General features: G+C 49.6%; 19 protein-coding genes. 17 read left to right on the top strand and 2 right to left on the bottom strand.

All coding sequences use genetic code 11. The features are described from left to right. Positions 1–23: 23 nt before the first annotated feature. Positions 24–2,084 (bottom strand): type II secretion system secretin GspD, encoded by a 2,061-nt coding sequence (gene gspD / locus DFR28_RS18425; RefSeq protein ID WP_113955870.1) that lies wholly within the window; start codon positions 2,082–2,084, stop codon positions 24–26. A gap of 262 nt (positions 2,085–2,346) precedes the next feature. Between gspD and DFR28_RS18420 the strand changes: the two genes are divergently transcribed. From DFR28_RS18420 to DFR28_RS18385, 8 genes are all read left to right on the top strand, one after another. Beyond that, the gene (locus DFR28_RS18420) at positions 2,347–3,981 is read left to right on the top strand and encodes a GspE/PulE family protein (RefSeq protein ID WP_113955869.1); all 1,635 of its coding nucleotides are present in this window, start codon (positions 2,347–2,349) and stop codon (positions 3,979–3,981) included. Further along, on the top strand, positions 3,978–5,000 hold the full coding sequence (locus tag DFR28_RS18415; RefSeq protein WP_113955868.1) for a type II secretion system F family protein: 1,023 nt from the start codon (positions 3,978–3,980) through the stop codon (positions 4,998–5,000). Before DFR28_RS18420 ends, DFR28_RS18415 begins: the two co-directional genes overlap by 4 nt. Continuing rightward, positions 4,997–5,428, top strand: a complete 432-nt coding sequence (locus tag DFR28_RS18410; RefSeq protein WP_113955867.1) for a prepilin-type N-terminal cleavage/methylation domain-containing protein — start codon at positions 4,997–4,999, stop codon at positions 5,426–5,428. Before DFR28_RS18415 ends, DFR28_RS18410 begins: the two co-directional genes overlap by 4 nt. After that, positions 5,409–5,903: a type IV pilus modification PilV family protein gene (locus tag DFR28_RS18405; RefSeq protein ID WP_113955866.1), complete on the top strand. Its 495-nt coding sequence runs from the start codon at positions 5,409–5,411 to the stop codon at positions 5,901–5,903. Before DFR28_RS18410 ends, DFR28_RS18405 begins: the two co-directional genes overlap by 20 nt. Then, the gene (locus DFR28_RS18400) at positions 5,893–6,462 is read left to right on the top strand and encodes a PulJ/GspJ family protein (protein ID WP_170132182.1); all 570 of its coding nucleotides are present in this window, start codon (positions 5,893–5,895) and stop codon (positions 6,460–6,462) included. The genes DFR28_RS18405 and DFR28_RS18400 overlap by 11 nt, the downstream gene beginning before the upstream one ends. Further along, positions 6,459–7,289 carry a hypothetical protein gene (locus tag DFR28_RS18395; RefSeq protein WP_113955864.1) on the top strand — a complete coding sequence of 277 codons (831 nt, stop codon included), beginning with the start codon at positions 6,459–6,461 and terminating at the stop codon, positions 7,287–7,289. Before DFR28_RS18400 ends, DFR28_RS18395 begins: the two co-directional genes overlap by 4 nt. Before the next feature lie 185 nt (positions 7,290–7,474). Continuing rightward, the gene (locus tag DFR28_RS18390) at positions 7,475–8,398 is read left to right on the top strand and encodes a hypothetical protein (protein WP_113955863.1); all 924 of its coding nucleotides are present in this window, start codon (positions 7,475–7,477) and stop codon (positions 8,396–8,398) included. Beyond that, positions 8,391–9,317: a GspMb/PilO family protein gene (locus DFR28_RS18385; protein ID WP_113955862.1), complete on the top strand. Its 927-nt coding sequence runs from the start codon at positions 8,391–8,393 to the stop codon at positions 9,315–9,317. The genes DFR28_RS18390 and DFR28_RS18385 overlap by 8 nt, the downstream gene beginning before the upstream one ends. Positions 9,318–9,344: 27 nt before the next feature. Here DFR28_RS18385 and DFR28_RS18380 read toward each other — a convergent pair whose 3' ends face one another. Then, complete coding sequence (locus DFR28_RS18380; protein ID WP_113955861.1) at positions 9,345–10,682, bottom strand: multiheme c-type cytochrome; 1,338 nt, start codon at positions 10,680–10,682, stop codon at positions 9,345–9,347. Between the two features lie 165 nt (positions 10,683–10,847). Here DFR28_RS18380 and DFR28_RS18375 point away from each other — a divergent pair, with 165 nt between their 5' ends. The 9 genes from DFR28_RS18375 (at position 10,848) to ltaE (ending at position 26,308) form a co-directional block, all read left to right on the top strand. Continuing rightward, positions 10,848–13,244: an NAD(P)-binding domain-containing protein gene (locus tag DFR28_RS18375; RefSeq protein WP_211317058.1), complete on the top strand. Its 2,397-nt coding sequence runs from the start codon at positions 10,848–10,850 to the stop codon at positions 13,242–13,244. Positions 13,245–13,256: 12 nt separating this feature from the next. After that, positions 13,257–14,138: a hypothetical protein gene (locus DFR28_RS18370; RefSeq protein WP_113955860.1), complete on the top strand. Its 882-nt coding sequence runs from the start codon at positions 13,257–13,259 to the stop codon at positions 14,136–14,138. Positions 14,139–14,157: 19 nt separating this feature from the next. Beyond that, positions 14,158–15,600 (top strand): cytochrome c3 family protein, encoded by a 1,443-nt coding sequence (locus DFR28_RS18365; RefSeq protein WP_113955859.1) that lies wholly within the window; start codon positions 14,158–14,160, stop codon positions 15,598–15,600. Between the two features lie 29 nt (positions 15,601–15,629). Next, positions 15,630–17,396, top strand: a complete 1,767-nt coding sequence (locus DFR28_RS18360) for a GlcG/HbpS family heme-binding protein (protein ID WP_211317057.1) — start codon at positions 15,630–15,632, stop codon at positions 17,394–17,396. Continuing rightward, a complete protein-coding gene (locus DFR28_RS18355) occupies positions 17,396–19,264 on the top strand; it encodes a hypothetical protein (RefSeq protein WP_113955858.1) in 1,869 nt (622 codons plus the stop codon). Before DFR28_RS18360 ends, DFR28_RS18355 begins: the two co-directional genes overlap by 1 nt. Positions 19,265–19,270: 6 nt before the next feature. Beyond that, a complete protein-coding gene (locus DFR28_RS18350) occupies positions 19,271–23,167 on the top strand; it encodes an LVIVD repeat-containing protein (protein ID WP_113955917.1) in 3,897 nt (1,298 codons plus the stop codon). A 5-nt stretch (positions 23,168–23,172) separates the two neighbouring features. Next, positions 23,173–24,513: a multiheme c-type cytochrome gene (locus tag DFR28_RS18345; RefSeq protein WP_113955857.1), complete on the top strand. Its 1,341-nt coding sequence runs from the start codon at positions 23,173–23,175 to the stop codon at positions 24,511–24,513. Positions 24,514–24,880: 367 nt separating this feature from the next. Then, positions 24,881–25,102, top strand: a complete 222-nt coding sequence (locus DFR28_RS18340; RefSeq protein ID WP_113955856.1) for a DUF5808 domain-containing protein — start codon at positions 24,881–24,883, stop codon at positions 25,100–25,102. A 177-nt stretch (positions 25,103–25,279) separates the two neighbouring features. After that, complete coding sequence (gene ltaE, locus DFR28_RS18335; RefSeq protein ID WP_211317056.1) at positions 25,280–26,308, top strand: low-specificity L-threonine aldolase; 1,029 nt, start codon at positions 25,280–25,282, stop codon at positions 26,306–26,308. The last annotated feature ends 299 nt before the right edge of the window (positions 26,309–26,607 follow it).

Below are 26,607 nucleotides of genomic sequence, written 5' to 3'. Positions count from 1 at the left end.
GCGCTTTTACGTGATTTTGTGGTTTATAAGCGGTCAAGTGGAAGTGGTTTTAGGCCGATCAACTTTTGACGAAACTCTTCAGTAACTGAGGATGCGTCTGCGGCGCTGACGATAACTTGAGGCGTAATCAATACTACTAGTTCGGTGCGCTGCGCTGAATTGTGTGTGGTGCTGAAAAGCTTGCCGAGCCCAGGTATGTCTTTTAGAAATGGTACGCCAGATTCGCCGCTGGAATCTTGTTCTCGAATTAGCCCACCTAGCACCACAGTTTGACCGCTACGGATCGATACCGTGCTATTCACTCGGCGCTGCTGAATGGTTGGGGCATCAATGTCCGACACGGTATTATTGACCACGCTACTTACTTCCTGGCTAATATCCATAGTTACCATGCCGCTCGAATTTACTCGTGGTGTGACGGTCAATAGAATGCCAGTATTGCGATACTCTATTTCGTTTACGGTTGGTGCTTCGGGAGAAATATTGCTGACCACTTGACGGGTAGGGACCGGGATTTCATCACCGACTAGAATGCTAGCGGTGCGGTTATTGAGCACCATGAGTGACGGTGACGATAATACTTTTAAACGTGAGTCGTCGGCCAAACCATTTAAGGCTGCGCGCACTTGTCCAGCGCGCTCAATGAGGTAGCTGAAACCAGGCTGTGTTGCGTTAATACCTGCTCGCCCAAAATCCAGAGAGGCAGAGGTATTGCTAGACGCTCGTGACCCGTTGAGGAACCATTCCAAGCCGTACTCGAGGTCATCGCTCAGCGTTAGTTCCATAATGCGCGCTTCTACCAGGACTTGCATTGGTGTGCTATCTAATTGCTCCATAGCTTGCCGTACCGCTTGATAGTATTGTGGACCGCCAGAGACAATAATGCTGTTGGTGCTTTCATCGGCAATAACATTGAAACGATTGCTGGGGTCAGGGCTGTGGTTATTGTCATTGAGTTCAGTATCGTTTCGGCGATCATCTGTTGGTTGGCTAGCGGTGCCAGTAAACATTTGACTCAATAGCTCCGCTAAGTCCTTTGCTCGACCATTTTGAACGCGATAAATAAAGAAGCGCCCATTACCGTTATGGCTTACTTGATCGAGGCGTTGAATCCAATCTCCGACCGTTTGTATGGTGTCTGCGTGTCGCGCTACCACTAGCAAGGAGTTGCTGCGTTCGATGGTCACCAGTCTTAATGCGCCTGACGTGTCGGCGTCTATTTCTTGTCCAAACATGCCAACAATTTCTTGGCGCAGCGTGTCGGCATTGGTGTGGTGAATTGGATAGATTCCTATCGAAACACCTTTTAACCAATTTAAGTCAATGCTTTTAGCTAGGCGTCGAGCTTGCTCAATTTGCTGATCGCTACCACTGACGGCTATCAAATTACCTTTGGGAAGCGCGGTGATACTCGCCCCTAAGTTGGCCGATACTTTTATGAATTCGCTCGCATCGATATGTCGTAGTGGAATCAGTTGCAGATTACTTAGTTGGTGCGGTAGCGCAATCTGGCTCCCCGTTGTTACTCTATAAGTGCCGTTGGTTTTTACAAGTTGTGCGTCAATGCTTGCAAGCAGTGTTTCTAGCACTGGAATCAGGTCTTGTTGCTGAAAGCCGGTTTGTTTATCCAAGCTAATTGCGCCTTGAACGGCGTCATCGATTTCGAAAGATTGGCCTAAATTGTCCCCGAGAATAATTTGTACCACGTCGCGCACCGGCGTGGCCACGAAGCGGAGTACGATGTCGCCGCTGGCTAATGTATCTAAGTTCATTGGCGGCTGCGCGGTTTGCGACTTCGCGTCTATGCGCGTCGCGGGTAGCACGGCTTGTGCCGGGTAGACTTGTGCTTGTGCTGAATTTGCCAGTTCAGTGTTGGGCGGCATAATGACCGATGTGTCTTGGTTGCTCGGTATTTGAGCGGCCTCAAAGTGATTGTTATCGACGCCGCGCCAACTATTTTGAGAGGAAGCGCAGCCACTGATGACAATTGCGCCAAAGGCGAGCAGTGATGGTCGGAGTGCTGATGCCCCAAGCTGCTTAATATAATTCAATGATCGAAGTGTGGTGAACGATGAGGCACGCATATGTTTCTCTCAAAAGCTTTTATTATTGTTGTTGATGGCGAGATTGAGACGGAATCGTCGCTTGGCTTAAGAATAGCGCAGGCGCTTAAACAACACCATACTAGCGCAAGCGCTCGGTGAGGTATTAGCGTCGGATATAGTGCACGAGCTTTAGCCTTAGCTAACGGCTGCTTCGTTGCTCGAATGACGAGGTGCTGATATGGTTACCATCATCGATTTTTATTCACGCCCCTGTTGGGATGCCGAGTGCCGACTTTAGCCTATGAACCATTCCTTGTATCGTGCCGCGCTTGAGCGCTTCACCGACGCCGGCTATTTATCAAAGTCTTTACTGCGTGATGCGGTTGAGGACGCCTCGCAACCATCGTTGCTGTCCTTGCTGCGGCACGGGAGTATTCCTGAAACAGTGTTTGCACAAACAATGTGCGAACTGTTCGACGTGCCGCTACTGACCGCACACCAGTTGCCAGTTCAAGCGATTGCTGAGCTGGATGCTCTGGGTTCATTTTTGCATCAACAAGAAGTGTTACCGATAGATCAATCAACGGCAGGTTTACGGCTTGCGATGGTTGATCCGTCTGACGAATTTACCCTAAAAGTGATGCGCTCTAAATGCCAATGTGCAGTGATTCCGGTGGTCGCCGCGCGAAGCGATATTTTGGCCGGACTGAGTCGACTTTATCGTCAGCAAGTGGATCAAGTTGAAGCCGACTCGTCTGCTCAAGCTATGCCGAATAGCGCAATCACTGACATCGACAATGAGTCGGCGGTGGTGCGAGCCGTGCACAGTCTATTGCAGCGTGCCATTGCTGCCAAAGCATCAGATATCCATTTCGAGCCTTACCAGCAAGCGTTGCGGGTCCGCTTTAGGGTATCGGGCGTATTGCAAAGCGCAGGTTCCATTGACCAAAGCCGTATTGCTCCAACCATGGCGCGAATTAAATTGATGTCGGGTTTAGATGTGACTCAGCGCCGGCAGCCGCAAGATGGGCGCTTTAAGTTTCCAGCCGACGGGCAGCTGATCGATATGCGGGTTTCCACAATGCCATTGCATGATGGTGAGAGTGCGGTGATTCGCTTACTGGATCCCACGCTCGGGCATGCTTCTCTTAGCGAATTAGGTTATCGCCAATCGGTGATTGACTGTTTGCACGCCGCCATGCGGCAACGGCAGGGCTTGATTGTAATTACCGGTCCAACCGGTTCGGGTAAGTCGACCACGCTGTATGCCTTACTCAATCGGCTCAATTTGGATCAGTTAAAAGTAATAAGTATTGAAGACCCGGTGGAAATAGCCATGCCAGGAATCAATCAAATTCAAGTTGATACGGAGCACGGTGTTAGTTTTGCCAAATCATTGCGGTCGGTGTTGCGACAAGATCCCGATGTTATTATGGTTGGTGAAATTCGCGATGCGGAGACTGCAAAACTAGCAGCTCAAGCGGCACTGACTGGACATTTGGTATTGACGACTTTACATACCAATAGTGCAATTGAAACACTGGCAAGATTGCGTGATTTCGGTGTGCCAGACTACTTGATTAGCGCGACGCTTAAAACTGTGGTGGCACAACGTTTAGTTCGATTAAGCTGTCGCTTTTGTCAAACACTAGCCAGGGGCGCCGATTGTGAGCATTGTCAGTCCACCGGCTATCTTGGCCGCACTGCCATTGCCGAGGTATTGCCATCGCTCGTCGGTGTTGATTGGGTTAACAGTAAGGCCAGTAATAAGCAGTTACTTAAGTCGATCCGCTTAGACAATATGAGTTTGGCCGATGATGCGGCGCGCTTGCTCGCGTCGGGTTGTATTGATGAGCTCGAGCGGCTTCGGGTAGTCGGTGATGAGGCTTTGAGTAATCTTGAGGTTAACGTCAGCGACGCTGTAGAGCATTCATGAATACACAGCAATGGGTAATTGATTTTTTAAGTGACTTAGGGCTGTTGCTTGAATCTGGCGCCGAGTTAGATGCTGCGCTGGTGACACTATCTAGCTCCACCGCTAATGATGAGCAACAAAACCTTCTTGGAGAATTGATTGCCGGAGTGCGAGCAGGTGGCTTGTTTAATCAGCAACTGGGCCGATTTCCTAGCCACTTTGATGGCGTAGTGTGCGGCATGGTGGCGGCAGGAGAAGCTGCGGGGGATCTTCCGACGGCGCTGGAGTTGGTGACTGAGCAATTAAGCCGTGCGCAAGAACTTAGATCCAAAATTATTAACGCATTGATTTACCCCGCGATTCTCTGTGGTGTGTTGTTGGTCAGTTTGTTACTGATTCTGTTGCTGATTCTGCCGCAGTTGGCTGCCGTGGTTGATTCGTTTGGAGGTTCACAGTCGGCGCTGGTTAATGGTTTGGTGGGTTTTGGTGTATTTGCTGATCATTGGGGGATGTGGTTCTTGGCTTTGACTGGGTTTGCTGGTGCGCTGCTTTGGTTGTTTCGCCATGACATTGCCGATCGAATACCGAGTGCTTGGCCAAGCCCGTTACGTCCGCTGCGAACTAAATTGGAATTAGCACGATTAACCGGAACCTTGTCGAGCCTACTGGGTGCTGGATTATCGCAGACGGCCGCGTTAGATATTGCCTGCCGGGGACTGCCGCAGGGCGCGCGTAAAGAGTCGCTCAGACTTGTGATTGAGCGGGTACAGCAGGGCGAGCGTTTGAGTGATGCCGTGCAGGCCATGGGCGATGTAGGAGATTTAATTGCGCATGGTATTCGGGCTGGCGAACAGAGTGGACGGCTTGCTGACACATTGGCACGTTTATCTAAGCGCTTAGAACGCGAGTTTACCGTTGCGGCCGAACGTTTAGCTGCGGTCGCTCAGCCGGTGCTGATTATCGTGATGGGCTTGGCAATCGGTTCGGTGGTGTTGATTGTGTTCTCCGCCCTACAAAGTGTGGGGCAATTTGACCTATGATTTCTACCAACAATGACCTTGGGTTCACCATGCTTGAGTTGCTCGTAGTGATCGCCTTGATGGGATTATTGTTGGCTCTGGTGCCGCGCGGTATGCAATCTTGGTTGGGGCCGGTGCGTACCCAGAGCGCAGTGCAATCGTTGGCGACAGCACTGCGCAACTGTAGGCTCAAGTCGCAGGAGCTACAACAATCGCTACATTGGCAGAGTGGACGGTGTCATCAGCCGAGTTCGCTCGCTTCGGTGTTGCAGGTAAGCGAACAGCAATCACTGACTTTTAATCCAGATGGTAGTAGCACGGGCGGCACCTTATTGCTTCGAGATCGCGCCTCTTCGGACGGTGTCGCTCCACAAATTGATCAAGCATGGTTGTTGCGCGTTGATCGAATTACGTCACAGGTGACGATTGATGCCGCGCGGTCTAAATAATTTTTGTAATCGCGGGTTCACGCTGATCGAGGTGCTGGTGGCGCTGTCGCTTACTGTGGTAGCGGTAACCGGCGCGTCATCGATTGTTGCGAAAGCCTATAAACAAGTTGCGATTACCGCTCAATTGCAGCGAGCGCATCATCGTGCAGCCAGCCATCTCGCTTCGCTAGATGCTAAACCGCTGGTTGCTGGAGTGCAGCACGGGGTTTATCCGCCTGCCGACGGTTCTTTCAATGGTGATGCCGCAGGTATGGAGTGGACTTTGGTATTGACCCCAATCACTGCCACGGACCTTGCACCAGAGGTCAAAACAATGACTAATCGTGTTGTTGCAATGCAGGCTGAGCTGGAAGTTGTGTTGCCTGATTTATCACGGCAAGTGCACTTAAGCACAATCGTTTTTTCGTTGCAGCATCAGGCTCTTGTCTCCGATCAAGTGCATGATACTTTGCGTGAGATGCAAAATGACCAATAGGTCACGACGACTCTCAATAGTTATTGGGCAGCAAACCGAAGGACGATGTCTGCCTGGTTCGTTCATGAGCGCGCGGCAGGTCGGGTTTACTTTAGTGGAGTTTTTGTTGGTCCTGTCGTTGTTTGCAATGCTGAGTCTGATTGCCTATCAAGCGATTGCCGATGTGGTTAATGCTAAGCGTCGTATTCAACAGGAAGTAATGCAGCAGACTGAGCGCAGAATTACGCATCGTACTTTGCAATTGGCGGCGCTGTCTGGTGCCAAAATAGGGGGGAACCACACAGCACTTACCTTGAACTTTGAGAGCCGAGATGCCGATTGGTTGAGCGGTGCGAATACGGTGTTGTTTAGAGTTTCGAACGAAGGGATGTTGCAAGTGCAATCGGATTTACAGGACTCTTGGTCGGTATTGATGAGCGGCTTACAGCAAGCTGGTTTTCGTTATGTGATGGACGGTGTTGAACTGGATGCTTGGCAAGGTGATGAGCCTCCTCAGCAAATCGTGTTCTATTGGCGTCAGCATGGTGAGTTTGAGCGCTGGAGGTTCGCGTTAAGATGATTAAGCGTCGTCCAGTTTCGGTGCGTAGCACAAATGGGTTTGCGTTGCTAACGGCGGTTTGGATTGCCGCTATTTTAGCGATGTTAACCGTTGGTTTAGCGTCACAATATAGTGCGAACACTGAAGCCACACGTCTAGATATGTTGCGGCTTAAGCATAATTTTCTGCATCAGGCGGGCATTCGTCATGCTGCGTTGACCCTCGCGTCAAACCGAGTTGCTGTGGCACCGACCGGAACGCCGGCGCACATATTGAATCTTAATCTGCGAGCGGGTTCGGTGATGATCGAAGTGGAAAATGAAGCAGCTAGACTTGACCTACGCTATGTTGCTGATGATGTATTAGTCGCTATTCTGTCTGAGGTTGGTTTGGACTCGGCATCTACTGCCACCATTGTTCAGCGAGTGCAGGCTTTAGTTCAGCAAGGTAAACCGTTGACTTATCGTCTGCTACGCGAGTGGTTGGAGTCTACCCCTGGAGCTTACCAGCGTCTTATTCCGAACGTCAGCTTACACAATGGTGTCGCGACTGTGCATCCTCAGTTGGCGAGTGAGATGGTGTTGAGCTGGTTACCTAATCTGGCCGTTGCGGACCGACAACGTTTGCTGTTAGAGCGTCAGCAACAGTCTTTGGTTGATGCTCGCATACCAAATTCTCTAGCGTTAGTCAGCACGCCGGTGCATCATACGATGTTGGATACTCGCTTATCAGCGTATTATCGAATTACCGTGACAAGTAAAGTTGGGAGCGCGACGCGCGTTTCTAGCGAGGTCATCAAAATGACTAATGCGGAAGGGCGTCTGTATGATTCGGTCGCGCGTTTATAAGTCGTCGATTGTTTGCAACAGAGTAAGGCTCATTTGAAGACTGTTCGCGGCGCCATAAGACGCTAAGCTGACACATGATAGTGCACATGGAGCGCTGACTGGTTCATAATACCAACGCTATGAATAAGACACACACAATGCAAAGCGTCAGGCGGTTCCTCTCATGGTGGGCTCAGGGACTTGGCATGCCATTTGCATTTCGTGCGAAGCAACCCGCTGTCGTTGCCTATTCATCTTCAGATAACAGACTTTATTTGCCTGATCGAGATCAAAATCGAGTCTTAGATCCGGTCGAAGTTACGCGTATAATGCGGTCGTCGGGTCGTGTAAAAGTCTACTTATTGGTTCCCGCCGATAATGTTATTTCAATCGCTGTGCCACTTAATAAACGGGGAATGTCTGTTGATGCGGTGGTTGCGGAGCTCATGCCGTTTAAAGCAGAGGAGCTTTGGTATGTTGCTGCGGACGCTGGAGCTCGGGTCGATGCAGTGTTACGACAAGAGCTCGTAGAACCGCTGGATGCGTGTAAGGAAGCCTTGCTTTCAATTAGCGGTTTGGCCTTTGATGCAGCACAACAACGGCGCTTTGTGGAGTTTCATGATTTTGCTGGTGATGCGGGTCAAGCTCGTGCTGTGCCGCGCAACCGATACCAACGCCGACTAGTACTTGGCGCTGTTACGCTGATTGCTTTGTTCGGTTTGAGCGGTTACTGGTGGAGTCAAGAAAGCAAATTGCAAACCAGTTTGCAGCAGAAAATTAGTGCATTAAATCAGAGTAATAGCGGGCTTGAGTTTGATTCTGATGTGATAATGACTAGTGGCCAAGGCTCGAGCGTTGCCACAACGGTGAACTATTTGGAGTCGCTGTCGCGCACTTTGCCGAATGATGCCGTCGTCGATCAAGCAATACTGAACGCTCATACTTTGGTGCTTGATATGCGGGCACGAAGTTCATCGTTGGTTAGAACTCGAGTCGACACCAATGATTTGGTCATAGACAGCGAGTTTGTATCGGCAATTTCCGCCGACGGAGCGCGAGATGTCGAACGTTTTCGACTGAAGTTGAAATTTGCCGCGACTGATACTACTCAGGAGGGCGCGGATGATTAGTCGTAGTCAATTGAGCCAGTCGGTGCTGGCCTACCTGTTACTAGCCGCAGCGTTATGGCTGTTGTGGTCGGTTGCTGTCAGGCCGGTATTAAGCAGCTTTGAGTCGCATAGACAGCACACAAATTCGTTGCGAGCGGCGTTGGACGAGCAACGTAATCAGCAGCAGTCTAACGCAGGGATGTCCCAGCTATTGGAGTCAGGGCTACGCGATAAATTTGCCCGCGGCGACCTTAGTTCTAGCGCAATAGGTAGTTTGGTTGGTCACCATCTTCAAGAGTCTGTTAAGGCTCTATTTGTGAATCACGATGCCAGTATTTCAAGCCTCAGGCCATCAATTGACGAGCACGATGATGCTGTGTCGAGGGCGCGTCTCGAAATAAATTTTCGAATCAAAAGCGAACAATTAGATAGTCTGTTACCAATGCTTGATACATTAAGACCAAAACTTCAGTTCGAGTTGTTGTCACTGCGTCGGCATGACTTACGTGCGGCCAATACGCCAAGTTTTGAGCTTGATGGCACGGCGGTGGTGTTCGTGGCATACATTAGTGAGTCGTTGCGTGCGCGGGCTGTTAGTGCTGGAGTTAGGCCGGTGGTATTTGATATTGTTTCGCCGCAAGAAATTGACTCACAAAGTAAATCTCGACCTGGTTCAAGAACGCAGGTAGTGGGCCTATTTGATGCTGATTATAGACAGCAGTTGGAAAATCCCAGCGCAGGTCACTATCGACTTAGCGCAATATCGATGTCCAGCAACTCACAAACAGCGATTATTGCGGATACCCGAACTGGGCAAAGCTACCGAGTCACAATCGGTGATTTCATACAAGCATGGACAGTCACTGAAATCCAAGCTAATAGCGTTGTGCTAACGTCAGGCGAAGCAACCGCGACGCTTTCTCTGTTGGCTGACAACTAGCCAAAGAAGTGATTAGCCAAAATCTGGCTAGAGTTCACTCATTGCTGGTTTAATACGTCTTAAATTGCGCATAAATGCGGCCGCGTTGTAACGTTCAGGATCCGCCGCCGAGGTAAATAATTCATTAATTATGGGAATTAAACGCTGCTTAGTTTGTGCGTCAAAATTTGATTGAGACAACGCATTAAACAATGAGTTTAATCCCATAGCCAGCTGCTCGGCTGAAGCATAAGAGTGGTGCCCTGATTCGATGCCGTAGTCAACTAGCGCTGCAATGAGTTGGTAAGTCTGCTGAGCCGAAATTGTCGATGCGGCGAGTTTGAGCTGCAGCTCAGATAGTTGTTCAGTGAGTGGCTGTACTAAGGTATTGGGATTCTCTTGAGTGGCCGCTTCAGTTAAAAATTTGCGAATAGATTTGAGTAGAGTTGGCGCCATTTCCGGTGCCACCACGGATGCAATTCGGTAGCTACTTAATAAATGCGCATCTTGGTAGCGCAGCGTGCCGCTTGGTAATTGCGTTACTGAGTCTGGCATCCATGTGATCTTACTCATTGACTGATGGCAGCCTAGACAGTCCATATGCGAGAGTTCTGGAAACAGTCCTGCGCGAGGTTTGTTTGCTACGTTTAGCAGTAGCTGTTCAGCTGCAACCACTTGTCCCATCGCCCAAGTCGAGATTGCGCTGACCTCACCTTTGCGTTGTCGATAGTCTTCGTCAACCATGTAATGGGCGGGTTGAATGCTACTGAAGGTATTGAGTTCAAAACTGAGGCGAGGATGTCCTGCGCCCATGATTTGATGTGTGATTTGGCGTGTTTGTTGACCGCCAACATGGCAGCTAACGCATAGCTTGCCGCGGGTTAGAGGGTCTTCAGTTTTTCTCAAGCCGGCACTCAAATTATCTATGTGCGCTTGTAAGGTGTGAGATTTTAAGTAGTTTTCTGCGCCGCCATGACAGGCTTCGCAGCCAACGCCGTCCTGTAGACGAAAGTCAGCGCCACGTTGCGCTGGTGCGACGTTATCGGCGTGGCAAGTTAAGCACGTGTCAGCTGTGCTAGCGGACTCGAGGCCGAGCTTGCGGGCGATCTTGGCCGACTCGTCGGTCAACAAGGTTTGGTAGGCTCGGGCATGCGGGTCGAGTTCATACCAAGTGCGGAATTCATTTTGCAGTACATTAGATTCGGTATACGGTACGGTACTGCCGTGACAGGTGCTGGCTGAGCAACTCGCGACTCCAAGGTGAGCGGTGGAGTGTTCGCTCTCCGCATTATTAATTTGCGCTAGTGAGTCTGAACTAATCAGTACGCAGCTTGCGATTAAGCAAGCGAGTACAGCGTGAGAACGAATCGAAAGTTGCTGAAGCATTGGGCACCCATAAGCCGCTAATGTGACTTTCTTATCATAGCCGATAGTTTGGGCTCATGGCGAATGAATGCGTTGGATCGCTAATTGCAACAGGTTCTTCAATTAGGCATCGGTTTACTATAAACTGATGTAAGGTGGAGGAATAACAATAATAAGGGGTTGCAGGTGGAATTGTTTGATATCGCAGTAGTGGGTTCTGGTCCAGGTGGAATGAGTGCTGCTGCACATGCCGCTGAGCTAGGGGTATCGCACGTTTTACTCGAAGGATCGCCCAAGCATTCGAACACCATACAAAAATACCAGAAGGGCAAGCACGTAATGGATACGCCTGCGCGCTTACCATTACGGAGTCCGCTAAAATTCACCGCTGACACGCGTGAGAATATTTTAGATGAGTGGTATCAAGGGCTTTCGGCAACCAACACCAATATACGATATAACAGTGAAGTCTCCGGCATAGAAGGCAGCCAGGGGAACTTTGTAATCACCACTACGTCTGGCGATAAAATTGGCGCTAAGTCAATAATTCTCGGTATCGGTGTGCAGGGTAATCCACGCAAGCTGCCATGCCCAGGAGCCGATTTTGAACACGTCCAATATCAGCTGGATGATCCGGCAGAATACAATGATGAGCGTATTGCCGTAGTTGGTGCTGGTGATGCGGCAATTGAAAATGCCATTGGTCTTGCTGATCGAAATCACGTGACCATCATTAACCGAAAAGACGAATTTGCGCGTGCCAAGCAAGGCAACTTGGACGCCATTATGGGCGCTATTAGCGACGGAAAAATCGACTGTCAGTATGAGTCTAATCCTGGTCGCATCGAGCTAAACCCCGACGACGAGAGTCGTTACTTGTTTGTTCTGAATACCCCGACCGGTGAAGTTGCCATTCCTGTTGATCGCGTGATTGCTCGTTTAGGTGCAATTCCTCCGCGTAAATTGGTGGAATCATTTGGTATTGAGTTCCCAAATGACAATCCTGCATCGCTGCCTGAACTAAGCGCTAAGTATGAGTCGAATGTGAACGGGATCTACGTGATCGGCGCATTGGGCGGATATCCGCTGATCAAGCAAGCGATGAACCAAGGCTATGAGGTTGTCGAATACATACTAGGCAACGATATTGAGCCGGCTGATCATCCATTATTAGTTGAAGCGTTTAAGGGGCTTCCGTACGACAAATCGGTTGCGGAACTCTTGGTGTACCTGCAGCAATCATCACCAATTTATCGTGACATTAACCCTCTGACTTTTCGTGAATTCATTCTCGACAGTAAAGTGCAGTATCGAGCGCCGGGCGATGAACTCTGTGTAAGTGGTGAATTCACCGACACCTTTTTCGTGGTGATTGATGGCAATGCATTTGTGAGTTTGCCCGGGGTTGGAGAATTTCATTTCAATCGCGGTGGCTTTTTTGGCGAACAGAGTTTGATATCCGGGCGACGACGTACCGCGACGGTTTACGCTGGCGAAGGCTGTGTGGTGGTTGAAACACCTCGACGTACCATGGTTAAGTTGTTGAGTTCGGTTGATGAAGTGAAGCGTGTACTGGATGAGGCGTTTATCCTCAGAGCATTGCATTCAAAGTTTACCCCCAACACACCACACTCCGAACTGACCACTGTGGTGCAAGACAGTGGACTGAAAATGTTTGATGCGGGCGAAGATATCTATACCCAAGGCACCTCTGGTGATGAAGTGCATTTGATTCGGGTTGGATCTGTTACCTCAATAAAACAAGCCGAGGAACATGAAGTCATTACCTCGTATTTGCCCGTTGGTCACTACTTTGGTGAGGCGGGCGCGCTGGGCGACGGGATTCGCACCGACACCGTACGAGCCAATGTGCGAACTGAGACAATTTGCTTAAGTAAGAACAGCTTTTTGTCACTGTTAGAAAAAGATTCAGGCATGCGTCAGCAGGTGCAAGCGCACGTCCGCGAGCGGCTAACGGTTGAAGCTAAAATGGAGGCCGAACCACGTGGTGGTGAGTTAATGTCGTTCTTTATGCGTGAAGGCTTGGGCGAGGGCACCGATGTGCTGCTTATTGACGAGTCTTTGTGTGTCGGTTGCGACAACTGCGAGAAAGCATGTGCTGAAACTCATGATGGAAACTCTCGCTTAGACCGGGAGGCCGGCGCGTCGTTCGCTAGTATTCATGTGCCAATTTCGTGCCGCCATTGTGAGCATCCGCATTGTATGAAGGACTGCCCTCCAGATGCCATTCACCGTGCTTCCGATGGTGAGGTCTTTATTGACCAAGAAGCGTGCATCGGATGCGGCAACTGTGTGCGCAACTGCCCATACGAAGTGATTTCCTTGGAAACTGAACCCGCCGAAAAGCCGGGTTTGTTGCATTGGCTTTTAACTGGCAAAGGACCTGGTCCTGGTGGCAAGCAGAAAGATCCATCGCAAGATATCAAAAAGGCCGTTAAGTGTGATGCCTGTAAAGATCGCGCTGCGGGTCCGGCATGCGTCAGCTCTTGTCCTACCGGAGCGGCGATGCGTTTGAATCCCAAGCAATTTGTCGATTTGGTTAGCAGTCGCGTTGAACGCTAGGGTGTAGCGAATATGTATCAGTCAATAATTGGATTTCGTAGAGGCCGGTATTTTTGGTTTGCGTTGTGCGTAAGCTTGCTTTGTTCAGCGGCCTATTTCTGGCATGACCCGATCGACGGACCGAATGGTGGAACTTGGCTGGGCTACACGCTTGGCACGATCGGAGCGGCCTTGATTGTCTGGCTGTCGCTACTAGGGGTACGGAAGCGTAGCTATGCATCTAGTTTGGGATCGGTGCAAGGCTGGACGTCAGCACATGTTTATCTTGGCACGGCATTGATTTTGATTGCGAGCCTTCATTCAGGTTGGCAATTTGGTTACAACATCCACACCTTAGCGTATGTGTTAATGGTGGCTGTGATTTTGAGTGGATTTTATGGTCTTTACGCCTACGTGCGATACCCATCGCGCATGAGCGAAAATCGTGCTGGTGATACATTGGCGAACCTGTTAAAAAAAGTTGAAAAACTGGATAAGCGGGCGCTCAAAGAAGCATCTACAACAGACTTGCGCGCCCTCATAGCAAACACCATTGAAGGCACGCACATTGGTGGTAGTGTCTGGCAGCAACTAGCGGCTAAAGACAATTCAACCGTACGTATACCCGCTGCGCTTAATTCGGGTGTCGAGCAAGAAGTATCGAATACTGATCAGGCGAATGCGATCGAATGTTTGGCCAATCGACTGTCGGTATTAACTGGAGGCGAGGAGGCTGGGTCGGTTCAAAATCTATTGGCTACGGTTGCGGCTCGTCAAACAATATTGCGTCGTATTCGGCGCGATGTGCAAATTCGTGCGTTGTTAAAAATTTGGCTGTATTTTCACGTGCCGTTATCGATCTCATTGTTAGCGGCTTTAACGGTGCACATTATCGTTGTGTTCTTCTACTGGTAGTGGCGCTTGGAATTGAATAATGGAAGATCGAAATAAAAAGAATAATAGCCCGCTCTCCCTAGAGGAAACTAATCTGAGTCGGCGTTGGCCGTCTTGGGTCTTATTGGCAGGGATACTGTTGCTGTTTTTAGTGGTACCCATTGTTAGCTTAATGAGTGGTCAGCTGTCATCGTTCTTACGCAGCTCGCCGTTGCCGTCTGACAATGCATGGATTTCCGGACCATTGTCTTCGGCGCATAAGATTCCTGAACTGAATCAAAATTGTCAAGCCTGCCACACAGTGCCTTTTCAAAAAGTGCAAGATGATACTTGCTTGACTTGTCATGCCGATGCTCAGCAGCATATAGATGGCGAAATGCATCCGGTGGTGAATTTGGATGAGGTGCGCTGTGCGAGTTGTCATCGTGAACATAATAAGCCTGCTAACTTAGTTCGGCACGATGACCAGTTGTGTATTGGTTGTCATGAAGACTTAAGTGAATCGGGTTTAGAGACTGCGCTGGAAGATGTTGGCGGCTTTGGGCTTGAGCATCGTGAGAAAGGTAAGCCTGCGCCACATCCAGCATTGTCAGTTAGCATTCTTACTGCAGAGGGCGTACCCGGCTCAATGACTTGGCATGCTGAGCGTGCAAAGTTAGCCGACAACCCGGTTGAGAATTCAAATTTAAGCTTTCCGCATGATGTGCATCTTGACGCGGCTGGTGTCGATGGCCCAGATGGGAATACTCAACTGGTATGTAATGATTGTCACGTTACCGACGGCGCGGGGGAGTTGATGCGGCCGATTAGCATGGAAAACAATTGTCGCGCCTGTCATACCTTGGTGTTTGATCCTGATGCGCCTGAGCGTGAACTTCCGCATGGCGACCCTGCTCAGGTAGTATTAGCGCTGGAAGAGTTTTATGCGCGACAATTTTTACGCAACAGCCTTGGGCGCGCGCCGACCCAAGAAGAGATACAGGATTTCGTGTTGCGGCGGCCTGGTGGTTCAGTTAAGCAACGCGGAGCGCAAGCGCTTACTATGGCAGAACCGTGGGGCAAAGCGCGGAGTGTAGCAGAAGAGGTATTTACTCGAACCACGTGCAAAACTTGTCATGAAATCAGTCAAACAAGTGATGCTGATGGTGCACTTAGTTGGCAAGTTGCCGAGGTTAAATTAACTGAACAGTGGATGACGAAATCAGTCTTCAATCACCGTAGCCACCGTTCGTCAGATTGTAGCTTGTGTCACGCGGCAGCCGAGTCTGAACAAGCGACCGATGTGCTGATGCCGGATATGCCAGTCTGCGATTCGTGTCACACCGGTGTGCGCTCGCACGAGAGTAAGACTCCGACGAGCTGTATTGCTTGTCACGAGTTTCATCGACCTGCGTTAGCGCCTTGGCGGTCGGGCGAACGGCCGCTTGAACAAGCACTTCGTGATAGTGCTAGCAAGCCTTCTAAAGCATCCACTAACCTATGATGAATCTTGATAGCGAGAGAGATTTTGGTATGAAAAACAACGTTCAAATAAAACCAAGACCGACGGTGTGGAAACGGACGTTGCGTTGCGCATGTGCGGGATTGTTTGTTGCGGGATTGTTTGGTGCCGTGAATGCACAAACAATTTTGAGTGCCGATGAGGTTCGACGTGTCGTTGGGCAAGCCGTGGCAGAAGCGAAAGCGCGTAATGTAGCAGCCACCATTGCCGTGGTTGATCGGCCGGGTAATGTCTTGGCGGTATATCAAATGAACGGTGCTGCTGAGAATGTTACGGTGACATCGAATCGTGGTATTGCACAAGGCAATGGGCTTGAACAGCAACCGGTACCGGCGAGCTTTGCGGCCATCGCGAAAGCGATCACTGGAAACTATTTGTCGAGCGGCGGTAATTCTTTTAGTACGCGTGTTGCCAGTCAAATTGTGCAAGAGCATTTTAATCCTGGCGAATTTAACCAACCGGCAGGCCCCTTATTCGGCGTTCAATTTAGTCAGCTGCAATGCTCAGAAGTGACTTCTGAAGTTGGCTCACAAGGACCAAAAGGTTCGCCGCTTGGATTGTCGGCTGACCCCGGTGGTTTTCCGTTGTACCGCGGTGGACAAGTGATTGGCGGTGTTGGCGTGATTGCCGACGGTTTGTACTCGCTTGATAACTCTATTTCGGATATCGATCAATCTATTGATGAATTGGTAGCGCTGGCGGCAACTAGAGGTTTTGGTGCCCCAGAAGTCCTTAGCCAGATAACATTAGACGGAAAACTAGTTCGCTTCAGTGACGCAGAACATAAAGATCTACGTACTAGCTCAGTTGATTCGCTTGCTGGCGGTAGGTTTGTGCCGGTCGCTGGCTTTTTTACCGGATCGGTTAAAGCAGGGGTTGCGTTTGGTTCGATACAATCTGGATTTGTCGTGAGCGATGCGTTCGGCGTGCCTGCCGTAGTATTAGGTGATCGATTTCCGATTAGAGCCGGAACCGACGCCGCTGCACTTACCGAGAATGAAGTACGAGTGTTAATCAGTAACGCATTGCGTGTGGCGATGCGGGCACGCGCTCAAATTCGCAACCCTGCAGACTCCGGCGCGCGGGTTTCTATTTCGGTAGTGGACAGTAATGGCATTATTTTAGGCATTGCTCGTACGCCTGATGCGCCGATTTTTGGCACAGATGTTTCCCTACAAAAAGCTCGAACGGCAGCGTTTTTCTCACGAGCCGACGCCGGTCAAAAGCTGATAGACGCGGGTCAACAGCATTTTGTAAATGCGCTACGCAGCTTTGTTTCACCGACCGCACTCGCCGACGGGATTGCTTTCTCGGATCGAGCCGGTGGCAATCTATCTAGACCCTTCTACCCTGATGGTATAGACGGGAACCCTAACGGGCCGTTGAGCTTTCCTTTTGAGGTATGGAGTCCGTTTAATGTTGGCTTACAGTTTAATTTGATTGGCATTGATCGCTTAATTTCAGCCGCACCAGGCTGCACTAGCATTCCGAATTTGGCCAACGGTATCCAGATTTTCCCCGGCAGTGTGCCAATTTATCGAGGCGGACAATTGATTGGTGGAATTGGTGTCTCCGGTGACGGAGTTGACCAGGATGACATGATTTCATTTCTTGGCTTGCATAATGCTGGCGTCGAATTAGGCGGGGCGATTAATAATGCCGACCCAGCAATTCGCGCTGACACCTTGTCACCGCAAGGTGTTCGCTTGCGCTACATAAACTGTCCGCAAGCACCGTTTATCGATTCTATCGAGGCATCGCCGTGCGCGGGAAAATAATGTCTGACAAGCTAGCTAGCCGCAAGGTGACTCTCATGCCAGGCTCAGGCGTAAACCCAGGTGCAAACCTAGGTGTCGGTCGCGCGATGGTTGGCTTGTTGTGTGGATTGTGGTTTGCAGCTAGTCACGCTGCGACACCGACTGAAGCTGACGAGATGGTTAACGTAGATGGTGCAGTGGTGTGTGAACAGGCGGACGCTGAGGTTGAGCAGCCGCGTCGCCGCCCCAATTACCCGGTGCTGGTGTACGAAGCTGATCCCTGCAATCCAAACCGTTTGCCGACGCCGCGTGCAATGTTATTACCTGATCTTGCACCAGTGCCAGACCGGTGGCGAATTGTCGATGCCTTAGGTTACGAAGAGAATTTGTGGGATCCGTATAACAATAATAACCCGATCAAAGGTGATCGACCCGTATTCGGCAAAGACTGGTTTGTGAATCTGTCGGTGATAAGCGATACGGTGGTAGAGCCGCGTCGTTTTCCGATACCGGTTGGCGCGGCGACCACTGCTGGTTCAGGCGATTTAGACTTAGTTGCGGCTGGTGATACTTACCTCGTTAACGAAAATCTGATTGTTGAAGGGGTTTTGTATAAAGGCGATACAGTTTTCCGGCCGCCAGATCATGAGTTTCGCGTGATCACCGCGATTAATATTAATCATACTGTGGCTGACGAAATTGGCGCGCTCAAAGCTGATCCTGCGCAAGGTGACACGCGTACCGAGGGCTATGTGGGCTTACAGGGTGCATTTTGGGACTACCATATTCGCAATGTATCAGACCGTTACGATTTCGATAGCTTTCGTATCGGGATTCAGCCATTTAGCAGTGACTTTCGAGGATTTTTATTCCAGGATAATCAGCTCGGTGTCAGATTGTTTGGTACTCGGAACAACAATATTTTTCAATACAATCTGGCCTGGTTTCGCCGCTTAGAGAAAGAATCAAACAGTGGATTGAATGACATTACTGATGACCTTCGCAAAGATGATATTTTCATTGCCAATCTATATTGGCAAGACTTTCCATCTAAAGGCTTCATCTCACAAGCCTCGATAATTCATAATCGAAACCGCGAGTCGAGTGATTTTTTCTTCGACGACAACCAGTTTATTGCGCGGCCAAGCTCACTCGGATTTGAACGTGGTCGTGATTATGATGTCACTTATTTGGGCGTGAGTGGTGATGGGCATTTTGGACGCAACAACCTAACTTATTCAGCTTATTATGCATTGGGCGATCAAAGCAATGGCGTGTTTACCAATCAAAATACCGATGTAAACGCCTATTTCGTGGCGGCAGAAGTATCCAGAGATTATGACTGGATACGCGCTAAGGCGTCACTTTTGCATTCTAGTGGTGACGATAATCCGCTCGATCAACGTGAAACTGGCTTCGACGCAATTTTTGAAAATCCACAGTTTGCTGGCGGTGATACGGCGTTTTTTATTCGTCAAAATGTGCCGCTCATTGGTGGTGGTCGCGTTGCACTAAATGGTCGAAATTCGATTATTCCGTCGCTACGTTCGTCTAAAGAGCATGGTCAATCTAATTTTACTAATCCCGGTATTACCGTGTTAGGTGTTGGGGCGGATTTTGACTTGACCCCGCAAACTCGATTGTCCTTGAATTTTAATCAGATGTGGTTTGATGATACTTCGAGCCTTGAGTTAGCAAGAAACCAATCAAAGGTGGGTAAAAATATTGGGCAGGACCTTTCGGCAGCGATGATCTGGCGGCCTTTTGCATCACAAAATATCGTGTTTCGTTTATCCGGTGCGGTATTGAATCCCGGTAGCGGTTTTAAAGATCTTTATGGACAGACGCGACCGTATTCTGTTCTGGCAAATTTGGTGTTGGCTTACTAACTCATGATGAATCTTAGACTTACTATTATTTCTAGAAACTTGCTGGCTCTGGCTGCCGTTGCGCTGTGCGGCGTTGTAAGTGCGCCGTTGTACGCCGCTAGTGGCGAAGAACCATTAGTCATTGAATACCCGGTGTACCCGCCCGCACCTAAGGCTCAAACCCAAGCCGAAGCCGATACTAAATCTAGTGGCTGTGTCAGTTGCCATACCGCGAGTGATCGTCACACAATGCACAGTAACCCCGCCGTGGTGTTAGGATGCACCGATTGTCACGGCGGCGACTCAAGTATTGAAGCGCCGGTAGCAGACAGTCATGAAAAACCCGAGTCTCACGATTCTGTTGAGCGTTTGTCGGCACACTTTCGCGCAGACCCTCAGCCCGCTACTGGCCAAGTTGTTGACAGTGACGGACATGCGGATGAACACGCAAGTGACCATGCTTATGCACCAGCTTACTTAGCCGCGATGACGTTGGCTCATGTGCAGCCAACATTGCCTAAAACCTGGCATTCACCTTCGAGCGCGAATCCGCCGCATGCTTACACCTTGTTAAATAGGGAAAGCCCAGAGTTTGTACGATTTGTTAATCCCGGCGATTATCGAATTGCAGAGGAAGCTTGCGGTGCCTGCCATTTACCTATCATTAAAGCGGCTAAGCGTAGCTTGATGTCAACTGGCGCAATGTTGTGGGGCGGCGCGGCGTATAACAATGGAATATTGCCCTATAAGAATTACATATTGGGCGAGGCGTATACCCGCGAGGGAGAAGCAGCCGCTATTGCTGGGCCCGTCACCAACGTGCCTGAAATGCTGGCAAAACGTCATGGTGTGTTACCGAGTTTGGCGCCACTGCCAGCATGGGAAACCGTGCGCCCCGGCGATATTTTTAGGGTTTTTGAGCGCGGCGGACGAAATCTATCAAACCTCTTTCCGGAAACCGGCATACCGAATGCTCTTGGCTTGTTGCAGCGGCTTGAAGAGCCAGGTCGACCGGATATTCGTCAGTCTAATCGTGGGCCTGGTACTGGTGGTCGAATCTCAGTGCCGCTGATTAATATCACCAAGACGCGCTTAAACGATCCGCTGTCGTGGTTTTTGGGCACCAACGATAATCCCGGCGATTATCGCTCATCAGGGTGCAGTGGTTGCCACGTGGTCTATGCCAATGATCGTGATCCAAAACACTCAGGCCCGTATGCTGAATTCGGGCATTTAGGTAAAACACAAACCGCCGACCCAACTATTCCCAAAGATGAATCGGGCCACCCGTTGAAGCACGAATTCACGCGCGCTATTCCGACCTCGCAATGCATGATTTGTCATATGCACCAGCCTAATATGTTCGTCAATACGTATCTTGGCTACACCATGTGGGACTATGAGTCGGATGCCCCACATATGTGGCCAGAAGAGCAGCAGTATCCAACGGATGCCGAAATCCGGCAAACCAACCAACGTAATCCTGAAGCCGCAGCGGCTCGGGGCAAGTGGGCAGATCCTGATTTTGTCGCCAAGGTGTCGGAACTTAATCCGAAGCTTCGTGATACCCAATTTGCCGACTATCACGGGCACGGATGGAACTTTCGTGCGGTGTATAAACGCGACCGTGAAGGCACGTTATTAGATGCCCAAGGTAATGCAATTAGTGATGATGACCCTGAGAAATTTGATAAGGGCGTACACATGTCGTCGATTCATGCTGACAAGGGGATGCACTGTTCGGATTGTCACTTTTCGCAAGACTCACACGGCAACGGGCATATCTATGGTGAGGTGGCGAATGCGGTTGAAATCGACTGCGTGGATTGTCATGGCACGGCGGATGCTTACCCGAATCTAACCACGACTGGACCAGCCGCTCCACCACAAGGAAATCGCTTGGCGGCCTTGCGTAACCCTGATGGCCAATTGCGCTTCGAATGGGTCGATGGCAAGCTGATTCAGCGCTCATTATTGACCCCTGGGTTGGAGTGGGAGCTGTCGCTGGTTAAGGATTCAGTTGACCCGAAGCATGCGCAATATAATGACAAAGCGGCGCGTGCTAAAACCGTTAGTAATGATACCGCCAAGCAAGACTGGGGACTTGGGGTTAGCGCTGAAAATCGAGCGCATCAAGACGACCAAATGGAGTGTTATACCTGTCATACGTCGTGGACCACATCGTGTGCGGGCTGTCATTTGCCGATTGAGGCGAACTGGAAGACTGAGCGAAACCATTACGAGGGCGGAGAGTCGCGGAATTATGCGACGTATAATCCGCAAGTTGCGCGCGATCAGATGTTCCAACTAGGTCGACGTGGTGGTATCAACGGCGGACGTATCGCGCCGGTGCGATCTTCGTCGGCATTGGTTTTGTCGTCGACTAACGCTAATCGCGAAAAAATTTACACTCAGCAACCACCGATTTCATCGAGCGGATTCAGTTCTCAAGCGTTTGCGCCGCACTTTCCTCATACGGCTCGATTGACTGAAACGAAAACCTGCGACGATTGTCATTTGTCGGAACAGAACGATAATAATGCGATTATGGCGCAGCTATTATTGCAGGGTACCAATTTTGTTAACTTCGTTGGATACCATGCATGGGTTGGTGGGCAAGAGAGCGTTTCGGCAGTGCAAGTAACCGAGTGGGAAGAGCCTCAAGCCGTTATTGGTAGCTACTTGCAAAAGTATGCCTACCCAGATTGGTTTGCCCAACATCAAGACAATCAGCAGGAACTACAAATAGCATATGAGCGGAGTTCTGCGCAGGCTTCGTGTTTACAGTTGCGGGGCGAATATTTGTTTGTTGCTGAAGGAAGTAATGGTTTTAGAGTCTACGACGCGGCCAATGTCTCGAACAAAGGATACAGCTTAAGATTTGTAACTGCACCGTTCAGCAAGCTCGGACACGATACCCAAGTAGAAAGCGATAACGTGACTTGCATGGCGCTGCCAACTAACCAAAACATTGCGCCGGAGCGTAATCAGGGTGAGTTGATGCGTGTCGACAACCAAGAGCAGCCATTCCACCCAATATATAATTACGCGGTGGTGACTGACTCGGTCAAAGGTTTGATGCTAGTCGATGTTAATACTTTGGTAGATGGTGAGTTTCGTAATAACTTTCTAAAGGCGAACTTAACCTGGAACCCTGATGGCATTCTAGATGGCGCCCGGCATGTGGTATTAGGTGGCTATTATGCGTACGTAATAGCGGATGCTGGAATGGTGATCATCAACTTAGATTCACCACTTGAGCCGATCATTGAAACCGTGATCGAGCTTAACGACGGTCGCGCGTCGGCCTTACAATTTCGTTACCTATTTGTGACCGACGCTGATGGACTGAAAGTGGTGGATGTTACACAAGGCGAAACACCTAGGTTGCTTGAGCAAAACACTATTCCAATGAAGAACGCGCAGCGTATCTACGTGGCACGTACTTACGCTTATGTGGCAGCAGGTGAAGAGGGCTTAATGATTGTGGATGTTAAGAACCCTGAAAAAATGGCTCTGTATCAGCAGTACGATGCGCAAGGTCAGATAAGCGATGCGCGCGATGTGGTCGTCGGCAGCACGAATGCGAGTTTGTTTGCCTATGTTGCGGATGGTGTTAACGGTCTCAAAGTTGTGCAGCTTACGTCGCCCGATGCGCAACCTAAGTTCTACGGGTTTAGCCCATCACCTAAGCCTGAATTGATCGCTTGGCATAAAACTAAGTCCCCAGCTATAGCATTGTCTAAGGGTATGGATCGCGACCGTGCGGTGGATGAGACCGGTGGGCAGATCGCGGTATTCGGGCGGCTTGGTTCGAGGCCGCTGAACTTGAAAGAGATGCGTAAGTTGTATCTTGATAAGGACGGTCGGCCGTGGCGAGTTAATAATGCTACTAAGCCGGCTCAACAAGGTGGTTCGGATTAAATTGTATGGCGGCTGGCAAACACATTAATTTGGATTCTCGGTCTCTCGGCAAGCATTTTGCGCTTGTATGCGCGAGTGTGGGCTTTTTATTACTTGGGTTTAGTCGTGTATTTGCCGCCGAGTTGCCGCAATACGATCAGCAAACCCATATGGGGGTAGCCACGTGTGCAAATTCCAGTTGTCACGCCAGCAAGGTACCCGCCGATGACAGTAATGTATTGCAATCAGAGTACCTCACATGGTTATTTCACGACCAACATGCCAAAGCGTTTAATACGCTGCGCAATGCCGAGTCCAAGCAGATAGCCGCTAAGCTGGGCATTGGAGACCCCGCCACAGCGAGCATATGTTTAGATTGTCATGCCGACAATGTGCCGCTTGAGTTACGAGGTGCTGAGTTTCATATTAGCGATGGGGTTGGCTGTGAGGCGTGTCATGGTGGTGCCGAAAATTGGCTGGCTCAGCATACCGTGATGCCTTATGACTTGAGTCGTAACCTGGCGGACGGCATGTATCCAACGGCCGAATTGGGCAGTCGCACTAGGCTTTGCGTTAGTTGCCACGTCGGTACTGAAAAAAAATTCGCTACGCATCAAATCATGGGGGCGGGTCATCCGCGTCTTGGATTTGAGCTGGATACATTTACACAGCGGCAACCACCACACCATGACGTTGACGAAGATTATTTAGCCCGAAAAATAACCGACACAGCCGCACGTAGAATGATGGTCGGCACGGCGATATCGGCTCAAGCATTAGCAGACAATTTATCGGGTGGCTTGTTGAATCATCCACAAGGGTATCCTGAGCTCGGTTTGTTTGACTGTCACGCCTGTCATCACTCATTAAATGATTTGCGTTGGCGCCCAAGGCCAAGTACAGCGGAACTTGAGCCTGGCTCGGTACGCGTTAACGACGGAGTGTTTTTGGTGTTAGCGGCGCTGGTAGGAGCGGTTGATCGTGCACAAGAACGTTCACTGCGACAAGCCGTCGCTAGTCTGCATATGGCTTCCAAGTCCTCGCTACAGGAGGTGCGAGTGGCTGGAGCGAGGTTAAAGCAAGAAGCGGTCCAAATTCAGTTGCTGGCGGAGAGCCAAGATTTTCAGCAGACGGACTTACTCAATATGGCGAACCAATTGATAGAGCTAGGAGCCAGTGGTGAGTTGCAAGACTACGTTGCCGCGGAACATGCCTTGATGTGTCTAGACAGTCTGCAACGTCAGTTAGACGATCAACCGAAGCTCGCATCTCTGGTCGACTACGCATTTCAATTGTTGTCTGATGAAGATCGCTATTCTGAACGTCAATTACGCAAAGCTATGCGAGACTACCGGCAACGGAATTAGTGTGCGAAGCCTTTATCTAGCTAAAGCCTTTAGCAGAATGAAAGGCTTTAGCAGAATGAAAGCCCTTAGCTGCATGAAAAGCCGTTAGCTCAATAAAAAGCCCTTAGCTGAATAAAAAGCCCTTAGCTGAATAAAAAAACAGCCGCCACTAAAACGTATTAAACCTCGAACATTATGACGCAAAGGATTGGCGTCTATAAATTTAGGAAATTTTTCAACTGTTTCCGACACTGCTACTATACTTGAAGAGCTTAAGTTGCTGAGCTGATGTCGACAAGGGTTGGGTCGACACATTCGCGTTCTTTGTCTAGCTCACTGACGGTCCAACGAGCTAGCTGAACTTGTGTATCTACTCAAGGAGGCTTCAATGTCACAGTCAGAAACGAATCAAAAGGAATGGGAAGACGAGCAAAACTGGGTCCCATGGTTTGGGATCTACAGTAGCACGATGGACTCTAGGCTTTGGGTTCGCAAACGGATGCCTGCGTGGGGCTGGACCATCAATTTTGGTCACTCAAACGGTAAAATCACGTTTTGGCTTATCTTAGGGTTTGTTTCCCTGATTTTGCTGACAGCCGTATTTTACTAGTAGGTACAGCCTGCGTCACACCATTGGGGCAACGTGCTTCGGTATTGAAATCCAGTTTTAGGTTCGATTATCACAACTGCTCGGGCGGTACGCTGCACTAGCTTTGCTGCAGTGGTTGAGTGTGGCTTTAAGCTAGTATCTAATAGATCAACACATAACATTCTCTACTTCGAACTAATGACACAAGCCCCCACAATTATAGATCTACGCAGCGATACCTTTACTACTCCTTGTGCGGGTATGCGCCAAGCTATGGCGGATGCCGAGGTCGGTGATGATGTATTTGGTGAAGATCCGACGGTCAATCGATTGCAGTCACTGTTAGCTGAGCGGGCAGGGCACCAAGCTGGTTTGTTTTTTCCTAGTGGCACTCAAAGTAATTTAGTCGCTCTCTTGGCGCATTGTCAGCGAGGGGATGAATATATCGTCGGGCAGAACGCACATACTTATCGTTACGAAGCAGGTGGTGCCGCTGTATTGGGGAGCATACAACCGCAACCAATCGAACATGAGGCTGACGGCACGATTAATCTCTCTAAGATTGAAGCGGCGATTAAAGCCGATGATTTTCACTTTGCAAAATCAAAATTATTGGCGCTCGAGAACACCATCGGCGGTAAAGTGATTCCTGCCGCATACATAGCCGACGCGCGGGAACTCGCTGATCGACATGATTTGGTATTCCATCTGGATGGAGCTCGGGTTTTCAATGCGGCTGTTGCGCAGAATACTGATGTGGATCAGATTACACGCTCGTTCGATTCGGTCTCCATTTGTCTGAGCAAAGGGCTTGGCGCACCTGTTGGTTCGGTATTAGTGTCCGACAAAACAGTCATTGATGAAGCCAGACGCTGGCGTAAAATGGTGGGCGGTGGAATGCGTCAAGCGGGCATATTGGCAGCCGCGGGGGTGTATGCTTTAGAACATAACGTAGCTCATTTACACCAAGATCACCGCCATGCTCAACAATTAGCTGATGCGCTAATGACGGTTCAAGGGCTTACTGTGGTTGATGGGTCGGCGCATACCAATATGGTATTTTTATCTTGCGATAACGGTGATGGCTCGGCCTTTTTAGAATACTGCAAAGCTCAGGGTTTGCTGTTCACTGGTGCCAGTGTGGCGCGTTTAGTGTTCTACAAAGATATATCGAGTGGCATGGTTGAACGTGCTATTAAAATTATTCGCGCTTACTTTGAGTCTTAATTAGCTTAATTCTCAAGGGCTGAGTGTGAATAAGGCACAAAAAAGCCCGAATTAACGGGCTTATTTGCTAACCGATGGTACGATGGTCGGAACAATAAAGTATATGTAACTATTTGATATACATATATATAAAAAATATTGATATGAAATGCGCGACGAACACATCTTGAGATGCAGTGATAGTAGGGCGTATCGGTGGCTGATAGAGAGTGTAAATCTAACTGTGTAAATGCCATTGGTTGGGATTTAAATATAGTCAGTTAGTCGATCCTCAAACTCGATCATAAATCGGTTGAGAG

It is taken from the genome of Arenicella xantha (genome assembly GCF_003315245.1).
GTDB classification, from domain to species: domain Bacteria; phylum Pseudomonadota; class Gammaproteobacteria; order Arenicellales; family Arenicellaceae; genus Arenicella; species Arenicella xantha.
Note: the sequence above shows the minus strand (reverse complement) of the source record. Positions and strands in the feature narration are given on the sequence as shown.